The following is a 13,208-nucleotide window of genomic DNA, read 5'->3' as shown; positions in this document are numbered from 1 at the left end:
AGGCGCGCGCTCATTTGCAAATACTCATTTATACGCCGCCGTGCGCTGCAACGCGCCCCTTGCCGAGGCAAGTTCGTCGAGCGGCCAGCGTGCCCGCGGCGCGACATCGAGCATGTCCTGTCGGCCGAGCGCGAGGCGTTCCGCGCCGGCCCAGGCGATCATCGCGCCGTTGTCGGTGCACAACTCCGCCGGCGGCAGCACCAGCACGGTGCCGAATTCGAAGGCGAGGCGATGCAACACCTTACGGATCGCCTGATTGGCCGCGACGCCGCCGGCGGCGACCAGCGAAGTCGGTGCGCCGAAGCGGTCGCGGAAGATACGCAGGCCCGAACGCAGCCGGTCGACCACGACCTCGACGACCGCCTGCTGGAACGACGCGCAAAGGTCGGCGATGTCCTTGTCGCCGAGCGGCGCGATGGCTTCCGCTTCGAGCCGCAACGCAGTCTTGAGGCCGGAGAAAGAGAAGTCCGCATCGGGCCGCCCCTGCATCGGCCGCGGCAGCGGGAAGCGCGACGCATCGGCGAATTGCGCGATGTGTTCGACGCGAGGCCCGCCGGGATAGCCGAGGCCCAACAGTTTCGCGGTCTTGTCGAAGGCTTCGCCAATGGCGTCATCGACCGTGGTGCCGAGACGGATGTAATCGCCGACCGCACGCACGGCGAGGATCTGTGTATGGCCGCCGGAGGCGAGGAACAGGCAATAGGGAAACTGGATGTTGTCGGTGAGCCGCGCAGTGAGCGCATGCGCCTCGAGATGGTTGACGGCCACCAGCGGCTTGCGGTGCGCGAGCGCAATGGCCTTCGCGGTGGTCAGCCCGACAATGACGCCGCCGATCAGGCCCGGCCCGGCGGCGGCGGCGATGCCGTCCAGCTCCGCAAAAGTCTTGCCGGCGTCTTTCATGGCCTGCGCGACCACGAGATCGACCGTCTCGACATGGGCGCGGGCGGCGATTTCCGGCACCACGCCGCCAAATGCGGCATGCTGGTCGATCTGCGACAGCACGACATTGGACAGGATGGCGCCGCGGCCGTCGTCGGCGCGCTCGACCACGGCGGCGGCGGTCTCGTCGCAGGTGGTTTCGATGCCGAGCACCAGCATCCGGCCCCTCGCAATCACCTCCCTTTTGCCTTCTGCTAGGAGGATGAATTAAGAGTTGGCGTAGCATTGAGAGGTTCCGCTTTGCAATCGGCCGCGTCATTTCAGGGAAAAGCCGTGCGCATCGGCACGCGCGGCAGTCCGCTCGCGCTCGTGCAGGCGCACCTGGTACAGGCCCGGCTGGCCGCCGTGCTCGGCATCGCGGCGGAGGCGGTCGAGATCAGGGTGATCCGCACCTCGGGCGACCGTATCCAGGACCGGCCGCTGTCCGACGTCGGCGGCAAGGGACTCTTTACGAAGGAGATCGAGGAGGCGCTTGCGGCCGGCGAGATCGACCTCGCGGTGCATTCGGCCAAGGACATGCCGACCGTGTTGCCCGACGGGCTCATGCTCGCGGCCTGCCTGGAACGCGAGGATCCGCGCGATGCCTTTATCTCGAACAAAGCGAAGTCGGTGGCGGATCTGCCGAAAGGCGCGGTGGTCGGCAGCGCCTCGCTGCGCCGGCAGGCGATCCTGAAAACGATGCGGCCCGACCTCGAAGTCATATCGTTCCGCGGCAATGTCGAAACGCGGCTGCGCAAGCTGGACGACGGGGAGGTGGATGCGACGATCCTCGCGATGGCCGGGCTGAAGCGGCTGAAGCTCGAGGCGCGGGTGACGGCGGCGATGAGCGCCGGAGATTTTCTGCCGGCGGTGGCGCAGGGCGCGATCGGGCTCGAGACACGCGAGAACGACGAGGCGACACGCGCGCTGCTGGCGAGGATCAATCACGGCGATACATTCACGGCGGTCGCCTGCGAGCGCGCCTTCCTGAAAGAGCTCGACGGCTCGTGCAAGACGCCGATCGCCGGCCATGCCGTACTGTCCGGCGATGCGTTGAGGTTTCGCGGGCTGATCGCCAGGCCCGACGGCAGCGCCTCGCATGATCTTGAGATGGGCGGAACGCGCGCCGATGCGAAAAAGATCGGTGCGGAAGCGGGCCGTGCGTTGAAGAGTCGCGCCGGTCCCGGCTTTTTCTAGGAGAGCAGTTTGCGCCTCGCGGTGACACGGCCACGGCCCGATGGCGAGCGCACCGCGGCTGCGTTGCGCGCGCGGGGCCATGATGTGCTGCTTGCGCCGCTGTTGCAGCTCGAGCCGGTCGCGGCCGATTTGTCCGGCGACTGGGCCGGCGTCGTCGTCACCAGCGCCAATGCGCTGCGCGCGACGGACGGCAAGCTCGGCGCTCTGCTGTCGTTACCGCTTTACGCGGTGGGCGCGCATTCGGCCGAGGCGGGGCGCGACACGGGCTTTGCAACCGTCCACACAGCGGAGGGCGATGCACGCGCGCTCACGAGGTTGGTTGCGAGTGAGGCGGGAAAATTACGGGGGCCGCTCGTCCATCTCGCCGCCGAGCAGCGCGCCGCCGATCTGGGAGCGGAACTGAGATCGCATGGCGTGACGGTGACAACGCGCGTAGTCTATCGCATGCTGGCATTGCCGCTGCCGTTGGAACTTTCCGATGCGTTGCGCGCCGGACGTCTTGACGCCGTACTGCATTATTCAAAGCGCAGCGCCGAGACGTTTCTGGCCGGCGCCTCGGTGACCGGTCTCAATGCGCAGGCGCTTGGCATCCGCCATCTGTGCCTGTCGGAGCAGGTCGCCGCGCCGCTCGCGGCGGCGGGCGCGGATAATGTCGCGGTTGCGGGGATGCCCGACGAATCCGCCATGATTTCGCTTATCGGATCGGCATAAGACAGCTCGGCATTGCCGCCGTCGCTGCAATTGCGTTATTCGGAATGGGCGGCGGCCGAATCGTCAAGGAGAGCGGAATGGCGGACGACAAGCGCAAAGCGCCGGGCACGGCCGAGGGCGCGCGCCGACGCCAGCCGCCGACCATCGACCTTACCGCCAAGGACATTACCGGCGAGGTCGAAAAGCAGGCGACCGCGCAAGCGTCAGAAGCGCCGAAGGCGGAAACACCGCAGGCCGAAGCGCCGAAAACTGAGCGGTCTAAAGCCGAACCGCCGAAGGCGGAACAACCCGCGGATGCAGCATCGCCGCTTGGGCGCAAACCTGCGCTGGTTTCGTTGATGCTGGCGGCAGGTGGCGGCGGCGTTATCGTTGCGGCGGCGATGGCGGCGCTCATGCTGTCCGGCGCGCTGATGCCGCGGTCGTCCGGCGGCAGCGGCAGCAAAGACGATGCATTGACGGCGCGGCTCGATGCGATCGACAGGCAGGTCATCGGACTTGCCAGCCGGCCGCAGGTTTCGGCCAGCACGGGGAACGATGCTGCAATCGCCGCGCGGCTCGACAAGATCGAGCAGGCGCTGGCGAAGCTGCCGGCCGCGGCGCCGGCCGGCGCCGAAAAGCTCGGCGCCATCGACGGCAACCTGAAGGCGCTCGGCACCGCGATTGCCGGTATCAACCGCCGTGTCGATGAGATTGCTGCCAATGCCGTGTCGGCTCGCGAGGAGTCCGGCGCGACGGCAAAGGCGTTGAACGATCTGCGCCAAACTATCAGCAACGCGCCGCAACCGGCCGGCCGCGCCGATCTCGACGCGATCGGCAAGCGGCTCGATGCGGTGGAGGCTGTGGCGAAGACGGCCACGCAGAGCAATGCGCAGGCAAGTTCCGCGAGCGCCGCAGTGCGCCTTGCACTCGCGGCCTCAGCGCTGCGCGAGGCAGTCAACGGCGGCAACGCCTACACGGCTGAGCTCGACGCGGTGAAGGCGGCTGGCGGAAATAGCGGGGCTGTCGCCGCGCTCGCGCCGTTCGCCACGAAGGGTCTGCCAAGCGACGCGGCGCTGGCGAAGGATCTGCTGGCGCTGGTCCCGGCGATGAGCAAGGCGTCCGGCGTCGACAAGCAGGCGTCCGGCGGGTTCCTCGAGAAGCTACAGGCCAATGCCGAAAAGCTGGTGCGGGTGCGGCCGGTCGACGGCCCGGCCGGCGCCGACGCCGGTGCGGTGATCGCGCGGATCGAAGCGCACGCCGCGCGCAACGATGTGTCCGCCGCGCGCGCCGAGGTCGAGCAACTGCCGCCGGCGGCAAAGCAGGCCGCCGCGCCGTGGCTGAAGGCGGTTACCGCGCGGGACGCGGCGCGCGAGGCAGTGCGCCGGCTGGCGTCGACGTCGATGCGCGGCCTGGCCGGACAATGATGGCGATAATCACGACGGTGACCTGGCAATGATCCGCATCGTCATTTTCCTTCTCGCGCTCGCTGCCGTCGCGCTCGGCGTTGCCTGGATCGCCGACCGGCCGGGCGAGGTCGCGATCACATGGATGGGGTATCGCATCGAGACCTCGGTGATGGTCGCGATGCTGGCGCTCGCGGTCATTGTCCTCGCCGCCATCGCCGTGTGGTCGGTCTCGCGCGCGATCCTGCGCTCGCCGGAACAGGTGTCGTTGTTCTTCCGCCATCGCCGCGCGATGAAGGGCTATCTCGCCATCAGCCGCGGACTGATCGCGATCGGCTCCGGTGACATGGCGCTGGCGCGCAAGTCGGCGTCGGATGCGGCGCGGCTGTCGCCGGGCGATCCGCTGGCGCTGTTGCTCGAAGCGCAGTCGGCGCAGCTTGCCGGCGACCGCGACGGCGCCGACCGTGCGTTCCGCGCCATGCTGGAGAAGCCGGAGACCAAGCTGCTCGGCCTGCGCGGTCTCTATGTCGAGGCGCAGCGGCGCAACGACATGAACGCGGCGCGTCTCGCCGCCGAGGAAGCCGCGAAGTCGGGCGGTCAGGCGCCGTGGGCGGGACAGGCAGTGCTCGACGACCGCTGTGCGCACGCCGACTGGGCCGGAGCGCTCGACGCGCTCGGGGCGATGAAGCCGGCGCTCGACAAGGCCGATTATCGCCGCAAGCGCGCGGTGCTGCTGACGGCGCGTGCGCTGGCCGTGCAGGACACCGAGCGCGACACCGCACTCACGCTTGCGCTCGACGCCGTTAAAGTCGCGCCCGATCTCGTGCCTGCCGCGGCCTTCGCGGGGCGGCGGCTTGCGGAGGGCGACAACGCGCGCAAGGCGCGCAAGATTCTCGAAACGGCATGGGCGGTCAATCCGCATCCCGACCTCGCGCAGGCCTATGCCGATGTGCGGCCGGGCGACAGCGCGCGCGAGCGGATGAACCGCATCCGGAAACTGCTCGATAAAAATCCTGCCGGTATCGAGGGCGCGCTGGCGCTCGCGCGCGCGGCATTGGACGCAAAGGACTTCAAGGCGGCGCGCGCGGCGCTGACCCCGCATCTTCAGGTGCCGACGCAGCGCGTCGCAACGTTGATGGCGGAGATCGAGCAAAGCGAGCATGGCGATGTCGGCCGCGCCCGCGAATGGATGACGCGCGCGGTGCGCGCCGCGCCCGATCCGGCGTGGACGGCGGACGGCGTGGTGAGCGACAAATGGCTGCCGGTGTCGCCGGTGAGCGGCCGCCTCGATGCATTTTCGTGGAAGGTGCCGGTCGCCGAGATCGGCATCGAGCGTCCGGTGGTCGACGTGATAGCCGCGACCGCGGAGTCGCCCGTAGTTGCCATCGAGGAAGCGAAGCCGGAGCCGGAACCACAGCCACCGGCAGCAAAAGCCGAGCCGGTCAAAGCGCGGCCTGCGGCTGATGCAAAGCCGCAGCCGGCCGCCGAGCCGGTCATTCCGATGGTCCACGCGCCGGACGATCCCGGCATCGATCCGCCGTTCGACGGCGACCCGACGGGCGCTCCGCCTCCGGAAACCGCGCCGCCGCGTCAGGACGCTTGGCGGCGAATTCGCCAGTTCTTTCGATAAGCGGCGGTATTTCGGCCCGCAGCGGCCTTCATGTCCGCTTAATGAGTGATTGCTAGGTTGGCTTGCCAAGCGGGGCTTCTGCCGATAACAGAAGCCCGTTCACGGGCGTCTAAGGTAATGGAACCCGTTCGCGGGTGTCCAAGGTGATGGCAGCCCGTTCACGGTCAGCCGGCGTAGCTCAGCGGTAGAGCATCCGCTTCGTAAGCGGGTGGTCGGGGGTTCAAATCCCTCCGCCGGCACCATTCCTCCCTCGCAATTTTCATGATGCCGCATCGCGCTCCGCGACGCTTTGGCGCCTCCACCGCGCTTGTGTAAGCTTCATCGTTTCGCCGAAAAGATTGTGTGCCGGGTTCGCAAGGGGCGGCGGCCGGCGAGGCGCGTCGCGACGCGCAAAATCATAACCAGCACTCGCTCCGGAGGAAATTCGATGAAACGGCTTCGACTGGCCGCGCTGGCCGGAGTTCTCATGTTCGCCGGCGTCGGGATCGTCCCCGCGCACGCCTATCCCGACAAACCGATCCGCATCATCGCGCCGTTCTCGGCCGGTGGACTGGTTGACGTTTTGGCCCGCGCGGTGGGTGAGGAAATCTCCAAGACGCTCGGTCAGCCCGTCATCGTCGAGAACAAGCCGGGCGCCGGCGGCAATATCGGCGCCGCTTTCGTCGCGAACTCTGCGCCGGACGGTTACACGCTGCTGATGACGTCGCCCGGCATCCAGAGCATCAACCAGTTTCTCTACAAGGAGATGCCGTACAAGCCGGAAACGGCGTTCACGCCGATTTCGCTTGTTGCCGACATGCCGATGCTCGCCATCGTGCATCCGAAGACGAATATCAAAACGCTCAAAGAGCTGATCGCCTACGCCAAGGCCAATCCCGGCAAGCTGAACTTCGGCTCCGCCGGCGTCGGCACCACCGGGCATCTCGGTCAGGCCTATCTGGTGCATGTCGCCGATATCAAGGTGACGCATGTGCCCTACAAGGGCGCGACCCCGGCGGTGAACGATCTGCTCGGCGGCCATCTCGACGGCGTCGTCGATAATCCTCCGCTGGTCATCCCGCATATCAAGGCCGGCAAATTCACCGCGCTCGCGGTCGGCGCCAAGACGAGATTGCCGGTGCTGCCGGACGTGCCGACCTCGGCCGAAGCCGGTCTGCCCGGCTGGCTGGCGTCTTCGTGGTTCGGATTGATGGCGCCGACCGGCACGCCGCCGGAGATCATCAGGCAGTTGCACGATGCAACGGTGAAGGCGTTGGGTCAGCCGTCGATGGAGCGCTTCAAGACGCAGTCGGGCATGACTCTCGTCGGCAACACGCCGGAGGAGTTCGCCAAGCTGATCGTCGACGAGCGCAAGAAGTGGGGCGACATCATCAAGGCCGCCGGCATCGAGCCGAAATAGCGGTCAGCCGTCGAGGCGGAAGCCGGTCTCGCTGAACTTGAAGCGGGCCTGCGCCGCCTTGACGCGGGCGCTCGGTCCGGGGGTCAGGCCCCAGTGATCGAGCCGCCCCGCCGGCCAGGTCCACTGTTCGGGCTTGCGGCTCGGCGTGAAGTCGTCGGCAACCTGTTGCATCTCGCCTGTGTATTCGAGCGGCAAGTCTTCCGGCCCGCAGAAATAGGCGAACACATTGTTGCCCGGCCCGTGGCGGCCTGGCCCCCATTCGACGCCGTGGCCGTGGTCGCGCATGCGGCCGATTCCGCGCATCACCGCTTCGAGGTCCGGCATCTCGAACGCAATGTGGTTGAGATTGGCATTGTCGTTGAAGCCGAGCACCAGGCTGTGATGATCGGCGTTGCATCGGATGAAGCGGAACTGCCGTGTCTGGTCGGATAATTTGAAGCCGAGCGCCCGCATGACGGCGAACGACGCGTCGTTATCGCGGCAGTTCAGATTGACGTGGGATAGCTTGGCCGGCATGTCCGGCGCGTCCGTAATCGGAGCGTGACGCGCGGTATCGCTCACGATCGCGAAATTGCGTCCTTCCAGATCCTTGAATCCGAAGCCGTAGCCTCCGCCCGGCGTTCGAAGGTCGCGTGGAGCGCCGTCGGCGGTCAGTCCGGCCTCGCGTATAGTCTTGTAGCTCGCATCCACCGCGGCGCGGCTTTGGGCGGCGAGGATGACGCGGATCAAGGCCGGTTCGCTTCCCGCACGCAGGCTGAGCGTGTGAAAAGCGGGTCCGGCCGCGCGGAAATAGTGAATACCGTCGGCGGTCGCGATCTCGCGCAGCTTCCAGGCCTCGGCGAAGAAATCGCGCGCCGCCGGCAGATTGGCGACGGCAAGATCGACGGCGCTCACCGCGCTGATGGCAGCTTGACTCACCTTGGCACCCCGCTACTTGTTTCCCGGCGTTCATCATCTAGCGTTTGGTGCCGTGCGGCGTCAAAGACGGGCAAGCGAAGCCGGTGCGCCGGCCACCATTGTTGAAGATCGTGAAATCATGACCGCGTTCAGGCCGGAGCCGGCCGACTTCATTCTCAAAGACTTCGTTTTTCAGAGCGGCGAGCGGCTGGCCGAACTGCGCCAGCACTATCTGACGCTCGGAACGCCGCAGCGCGACGGTAGCGGGCGCATCGCCAATGCGGTGCTGCTGCTGCACAACACCACGGGTTCGAGCGCGAGCTGGCTTGCGCCGGAGCTTGGCAGCGAACTTTTCGGTTCGGGTGAGCCGCTCGACATCGATCGTTATTTTCTGGTCATCCCGGACGCCATCGGCTTCGGCGCTTCGAGCAAGCCGAGCGATGGTCTGCGCGCGCGGTTTCCGCGCTATCGGTATCGCGACATGGTGGAAGCGCAGCATCGGCTGCTCACCGAAGGTCTCGGCATCGCGCATCTGCGTCTCGTGCTCGGACTGTCGATGGGCGGCATGCTGACGTGGATGTGGGGCAGCCTCTATCCGCAGTTCATGGACGCGCTGGTGCCGCTCGCAAGCCAGCCGGCGGCGATGAGCGGGCGCAACTGGATTCAGCGCCGCATGCAGATCGAGGCGATCCGCAGCGATCCGGACTGGAATGGCGGCGAATATGAGACACAGCCCTCGCGTTACATTCTGACGCCGTTCGGCGGACTGCTGACGCAAAGCGTGGTCCGCATCCAGGAGCGGGCGCCGACCCGCGAGGCGGCGGATGCGCTCTACCGGGAGATGGTCGATCGTGCCCGCAAGGGTGACGCCAACGACCGGCTCTATCAGCTCGAGTCCTCGATGGATTACGACCCGTCCCCCGGCCTGGAGCAGATCGCGGCGCCCTTGCTCGCGATCAATTTTGCCGATGACGAACTTAACCCGCCGCAACTGCAGACGCTCGAACGGGCGCTGCCGCGCATCAAGCGTGGCGGCATGGTGCTGATTCCGGCCGGTCCGCGCTCGCGCGGCCATAACTCCGCGTCGCAGGCGGTAGCGTGGAAAGCGCATCTCGACGCGTTCATGCGCGAGCATCTGCGTTGAGCGGTCGCATGCGGCGCTGGCTCACGAGCGCCGGTTTCAGACGTCCTGCGCGCTCGCCGCGCCGTGACGATGCGCCTTGATCTCGCGCACGGGAACCTGTCCGCGCATGTCGCGGCCGGTCGGCAGCCATGTACATGCGACGTTGTCGTCGGCCCAGACGGTGAGACATTCGCCCGGCGCAAAGAATTCCGCGAACACCAGTTCGTCATCCGGATCGGCGGCGAGGTAATGCGGCTCCCGGTCGGCGTAGTGGATCACATCGCCGGTGCGGACCCGGTGCGGCTGGCCGTTCGGGAACACGGTGCCGCGGCCGCGCGTGACATACATGAAGTGCTCGGCGCCCTCGTGGTGATGGTTCGCCGCCGCGGTGCCGGGCGGATAGAAGATCATCTCGCCCTTGATCGCCTTGGTGCCGAACAGTTTCGGGGTGACGAGATAGACGCGCCGCCGCGCGTCGTGCTGCGACGACAACACCGGCTCGCGCGACCAGTCGGCGAGATGGAAGCCGGGCGGCTGGGTGGCGAAGTCCGGGTCGATCGAAGCCGCGTCCGGGATTTCGCCGTAAAGAAAAACCGCGCCTTGCGCGCTCGCCACGCCCGCGGAGCGGCCGGGCGGGAGGAAGACAATGTGGCTGTCGCCGAGTGCGTGGCTCTCGCCCGCGCGTTCGAGGTTCACCACGCCGGTGAGCATCTGGAGCCAGGCGGCGCTGGCCGCCGGCACGTCCAGCATGAGGCGGCCGCCCGGCGCGAGGGCGATGCGGTCGAGCCGGATGGTGCTGCCCGGCACGCGCTGCGGCGTCAGCAGCGGCTGGCGGAGTGCGCCGGCGCCGGCCACTTCGCCTCCGACGGTGCTTTCATTGAAGATCGTTGCCATACGGATCGCCCCCGGTTGACACAACGTCCTGATATCGCGGGCGAATAGTCCACCCTCGATGCGTTCCAGGCAAGGCCGTGCGGCATCGGGCCGCCGTTGGGCGGCCCCCGACGCCGTTGTGCATAGAGCGACCATCCTTATTCTGTCACAGCAACGTCGTAGTAAAGTGGCCCAAATTCCGAAATCTTCAGGTTCGACAGGGTGATCGAATGGCCAAACCGACAGTGATCATGGTCGGCGCCGACAAGGGCGGCGTCGGCAAGACAACCGTTGCGCGCACTCTGCTCGACTATTTCGCCGCGCATCAGGTTCCGACCCGCGCCTTCGACACCGAGGCGCCGCGTGGCACGCTGAAGCGCTTTCATCCGGGCATCACCGAAGTCGTCGACATGACGCAGGTGTCCGATCAGATGAAGATTTTCGACACGCTCGGCGGCAGCGAGCCGAAGGTGACAGTGATCGACGTGCGCGCGGGGCTGTTGTCGCCGACGCTGAAGGCGCTGACCGATATCGGCTTCGTCGAAGCGGCGAAAAAGGGACAGATCACCTTTGCGGTGTTCCACATTCTCGGGCCGTCGATTGCTTCGCTGGACGAGATCGCGGCGACCGCCGACACCGTGGGCGAGGCACAGTATTTCCTGGTCAAGAACTTCATCAACAACACGACGTTCTTCGACTGGGATCCGGCGACCTACAATTCCTATTTCAACCGCATCCGCGGCGCGAAGGATCTCGTCGTGCCGAAGCTGAACGAGCTTGCCTGCGAGCAGGTCGAGGTCGCGAGCGTGCCGTTCGTCTCCTTCATTGCTAACAAGAACGCGGCCGGCGACGCGCAGAACTACTCCTTCGTGTTGCGTGGCTACGTCCGGCACTGGCTCGGCAACGTGTGGAACGAGTTCGACCGGGTGAAGCTGATGAACCTGGTCACGCCCAAGGCTGAGGATAAGCCCGACGAGCAGACCCAGGCCGCGGCCGGCTGACCGCGGTGATCGCCGAAGCCGCCACACTCCCGCGCGATCCGCTTCGCGGATGGTGACGCCATGTCGATCCGCAACATCGTTTACATTGTCGCGTCGCCGCGGCCGCGCGTCGGCAAGACGCTCGTTGCGCGGCTGCTGACCGACTTCCAGCGCCACAACGGTCGCGCGGTCGAGGCTTTCGACCTCAACGCGCCGGACGCCGCGCTGTCGGACTATCTGCCCGGCGTGGCGGAACCCGCCAGCATCGCCGACGTGAAGGGGCAGATGGCGCTGTTCGACCGGCTGGTTACCGAGGACGACACCGCGCGGGTGATCGATCTCGGCCACACCGTGTTCGAGGCGTTCTTTCGCCTTGCCGCCGAAATCGATTTCGTCGGCGAGACGCATCGCCGTGGCGTCGCGCCGGTGATCCTTTATATCGGCACGCCGGACGGCACCTCGGTCGAGGCCTATGCCGCGCTCCGCCCGCTGTTCCGTAACGGCGCGCTGGTGCCGGTCACCAACGAAATTCTCGGCAACGCGCAATACCGGACGAAGTTTCCGCCTTCGGGCATGACGGCGGCCTCGGTGCATATCCCGGTGCTGTCGCCGGCCCTGCGGCGCGTGGTTGAGCGGCGCCCGTTTTCCTTCGCCGGCGCGGAACATGCGGCGCAGGGCTTGTTGCCCGACGAGCAGGCCGAACTGCGGCAATATTTGCGGCGGGTCAATCTCGAGTTCCGCGAGCTCGAACTCGGCGTGCTGCTCGCCGATTTGCAATCCGCGCTGCAGGCGCAGTTTTAAGAAAGTCACGACATGACGCAAACCCGTGCGGCGAAGCCGCTGATGCTGTCGCGGCGGTTCGCGCCGCTGTTCTGGTGTCAGTTCTTCGCGGCCTTCGGCGACAACTTTCTCAAGACGTCGCTGGTCTTCCTGATCCTGTTCAGCGGGTTGAGCGAGGCGAATTCCGCCGCGCTGGTGACGATCGCAAGCGGAATTTTCATCGCGCCGTATTTTTTCTTGTCCGCGCTCGGCGGTGAACTGGCGGATCGCTACGACAAGGCGATGGTCGCGCAGCGGCTGAAATTCGCCGAGATGTTCGTCGCCGGCATCGCGGTGACCGGCTTCATGCTGAAGTCGCTTCCCGTGCTGTTCGTCGCGCTCGGCGGCTTCGGCGTCATCGCCTCGCTGTTCGGGCCGATCAAATACGGCATCCTGCCGGATCATCTCGTGCGCGAGGAATTGCCGGCCGGCAACGCTCTGATCGAGGGCGCGACCTTCATCGCGATCCTGACCGGCACCATCGTCGGCGGCATCGCGGCGAAGGACGGCGGCCACGCCGGCGTGTTCGCCGCGATGGTGATGGGCTTTGCGGCGCTATGCTGGCTGTCGAGCCTTTTGATTCCGCCGACCGGGCAGGGCGCCCCTCACCTCAGAATCACGCGCAACGTCGCGGCGTCGACCTGGGCATTGCTGCGCCATCTGCGCGCCGATCGGCGGCTGTGGTGGGGCGCGATGGTGACGAGCTGGTTCTGGCTCACCGGGATCGTCGTGCTGTCGCTGCTGCCGACGCTGGTGAAGGGCCTGATCGGCGGCAATGAGGACACCGTGACCGCCTATCTCGTCATCTTCTCGCTGGCGGTCGGCGCCGGCTCGGGCCTCGCCGCGATCATCGCGCGCGGGCGCATCGTGCTGCGCACGACGCTCGCGGGCGCGGTGCTGCTCGGCCTGTTCGCGCTCGATCTCGGCTTCATCTTCCGCGGCGAGGCGATTGCCTCGGCGCTCGCCGGCCCGGCAATCGTGTTCTGGTCCGGTCACGGTCTGCGCGCGGCAATCGACCTTGCGGGCATGGCGATCGCCGGCGGACTGTTCATCGTGCCGGCTTTCGCTGCGGTGCAGGCGTGGTCGGATGTCGATTATCGTGCGCGCACGATTGCCGCGGTGAACATTCTCAACGCTGCCTTCATGACCGGCGCGACGGTGATTGTTGCGGCGCTACAGGCCTTCGGCGTCGGCGTGCCGATGTTATTCGTTGGTCTCGGCGCGGCGACGCTGCTGGTCGCGTTGGCGATCTGGCGGACAATGCCGCGGAGCGAGTAGC

At 66.8% G+C, this 13,208-nt stretch carries 12 protein-coding genes and 1 tRNA gene; 10 read left to right on the top strand and 3 right to left on the bottom strand.

The window, feature by feature from the left end:
- Window positions 1–24 precede the first annotated feature (24 nt).
- Window positions 25–1,098, bottom strand: coding sequence for a tRNA (adenosine(37)-N6)-threonylcarbamoyltransferase complex transferase subunit TsaD (tsaD, locus tag AB7F10_RS11595; RefSeq protein ID WP_428561568.1), 1,074 nt, complete (start codon window positions 1,096–1,098; stop codon window positions 25–27).
- Window positions 1,099–1,212: 114 nt separating this feature from the next.
- Between tsaD and hemC the strand changes: the two genes are divergently transcribed.
- The 6 genes from hemC to AB7F10_RS11565 all read left to right on the top strand — a co-directional run bounded on the left by hemC (window position 1,213) and on the right by AB7F10_RS11565 (window position 7,237).
- The gene (hemC, locus tag AB7F10_RS11590) at window positions 1,213–2,115 is read left to right on the top strand and encodes a hydroxymethylbilane synthase (RefSeq protein WP_428560988.1); all 903 of its coding nucleotides are present in this window, start codon (window positions 1,213–1,215) and stop codon (window positions 2,113–2,115) included.
- Window positions 2,116–2,124: 9 nt separating this feature from the next.
- Window positions 2,125–2,826, top strand: coding sequence for a uroporphyrinogen-III synthase (locus tag AB7F10_RS11585; RefSeq protein ID WP_428560985.1), 702 nt, complete (start codon window positions 2,125–2,127; stop codon window positions 2,824–2,826).
- 77 nt (window positions 2,827–2,903) lie between these two features.
- A complete protein-coding gene (locus AB7F10_RS11580) occupies window positions 2,904–4,229 on the top strand; it encodes a mitofilin family membrane protein (protein WP_428560982.1) in 1,326 nt (441 codons plus the stop codon).
- A gap of 28 nt (window positions 4,230–4,257) precedes the next feature.
- Window positions 4,258–5,838, top strand: coding sequence for a heme biosynthesis protein HemY (locus AB7F10_RS11575; RefSeq protein WP_428560980.1), 1,581 nt, complete (start codon window positions 4,258–4,260; stop codon window positions 5,836–5,838).
- 167 nt (window positions 5,839–6,005) lie between these two features.
- Window positions 6,006–6,080 (top strand) — tRNA-Thr (locus AB7F10_RS11570).
- Window positions 6,081–6,265: 185 nt separating this feature from the next.
- Window positions 6,266–7,237, top strand: coding sequence for a Bug family tripartite tricarboxylate transporter substrate binding protein (locus AB7F10_RS11565; protein WP_428560977.1), 972 nt, complete (start codon window positions 6,266–6,268; stop codon window positions 7,235–7,237).
- Between the two features lie 3 nt (window positions 7,238–7,240).
- Here the strand turns inward: AB7F10_RS11565 and AB7F10_RS11560 are convergent, their stop codons facing one another.
- Window positions 7,241–8,155, bottom strand: coding sequence for a VOC family protein (locus AB7F10_RS11560; RefSeq protein WP_428560975.1), 915 nt, complete (start codon window positions 8,153–8,155; stop codon window positions 7,241–7,243).
- Window positions 8,156–8,273: 118 nt separating this feature from the next.
- Here AB7F10_RS11560 and AB7F10_RS11555 point away from each other — a divergent pair, with 118 nt between their 5' ends.
- Window positions 8,274–9,278, top strand: coding sequence for an alpha/beta fold hydrolase (locus tag AB7F10_RS11555; RefSeq protein WP_428560973.1), 1,005 nt, complete (start codon window positions 8,274–8,276; stop codon window positions 9,276–9,278).
- A gap of 36 nt (window positions 9,279–9,314) precedes the next feature.
- On the opposite strand, the gene AB7F10_RS11550 is transcribed toward AB7F10_RS11555, so the two are convergent.
- Entirely contained in the window at window positions 9,315–10,151 is an 837-nt protein-coding gene (locus AB7F10_RS11550) for a cupin domain-containing protein (protein ID WP_428560971.1), read from the bottom strand.
- Between the two features lie 209 nt (window positions 10,152–10,360).
- On the opposite strand from AB7F10_RS11550, the gene AB7F10_RS11545 reads away from it, so the two are divergent.
- From AB7F10_RS11545 to AB7F10_RS11535, 3 genes are read left to right on the top strand one after another with little or no spacing between them, the layout of a single operon-like run.
- A complete protein-coding gene (locus AB7F10_RS11545; protein ID WP_428560969.1) occupies window positions 10,361–11,131 on the top strand; it encodes a hypothetical protein in 771 nt (256 codons plus the stop codon).
- Between the two features lie 60 nt (window positions 11,132–11,191).
- Window positions 11,192–11,911 carry a hypothetical protein gene (locus AB7F10_RS11540; protein WP_428560967.1) on the top strand — a complete coding sequence of 240 codons (720 nt, stop codon included), beginning with the start codon at window positions 11,192–11,194 and terminating at the stop codon, window positions 11,909–11,911.
- Between the two features lie 12 nt (window positions 11,912–11,923).
- Window positions 11,924–13,207 (top strand): MFS transporter, encoded by a 1,284-nt coding sequence (locus AB7F10_RS11535; protein WP_428560965.1) that lies wholly within the window; start codon window positions 11,924–11,926, stop codon window positions 13,205–13,207.
- Window position 13,208: the final 1 nt, after the last annotated feature.

The sequence above is a fragment of the Pseudolabrys sp. genome (assembly GCF_050250095.1).
Taxonomy (GTDB): Bacteria; Pseudomonadota; Alphaproteobacteria; order Rhizobiales; family Xanthobacteraceae; genus Pseudolabrys.
This window is presented reverse-complemented; position numbering and strand designations above follow the sequence as displayed.

Excerpts from the sequence above, each read along its gene's own strand:
- tsaD (WP_428561568.1), bottom strand. The coding sequence starts at position 1,098 with ATGCTGGTGCTCGGCATCGAAACCACCTGCGACGAGACCGCCGCCGCC.
- AB7F10_RS11580 (WP_428560982.1), top strand. The coding sequence starts at position 2,904 with ATGGCGGACGACAAGCGCAAAGCGCCGGGCACGGCCGAGGGCGCGCGC.
- AB7F10_RS11575 (WP_428560980.1), top strand. The coding sequence starts at position 4,258 with ATGATCCGCATCGTCATTTTCCTTCTCGCGCTCGCTGCCGTCGCGCTC.
- AB7F10_RS11565 (WP_428560977.1), top strand. The coding sequence starts at position 6,266 with ATGAAACGGCTTCGACTGGCCGCGCTGGCCGGAGTTCTCATGTTCGCC.
- AB7F10_RS11555 (WP_428560973.1), top strand. The coding sequence starts at position 8,274 with ATGACCGCGTTCAGGCCGGAGCCGGCCGACTTCATTCTCAAAGACTTC.
- AB7F10_RS11550 (WP_428560971.1), bottom strand. The coding sequence starts at position 10,151 with ATGGCAACGATCTTCAATGAAAGCACCGTCGGAGGCGAAGTGGCCGGC.
- AB7F10_RS11545 (WP_428560969.1), top strand. The coding sequence starts at position 10,361 with ATGGCCAAACCGACAGTGATCATGGTCGGCGCCGACAAGGGCGGCGTC.
- AB7F10_RS11540 (WP_428560967.1), top strand. The coding sequence starts at position 11,192 with ATGTCGATCCGCAACATCGTTTACATTGTCGCGTCGCCGCGGCCGCGC.
- AB7F10_RS11535 (WP_428560965.1), top strand. The coding sequence starts at position 11,924 with ATGACGCAAACCCGTGCGGCGAAGCCGCTGATGCTGTCGCGGCGGTTC.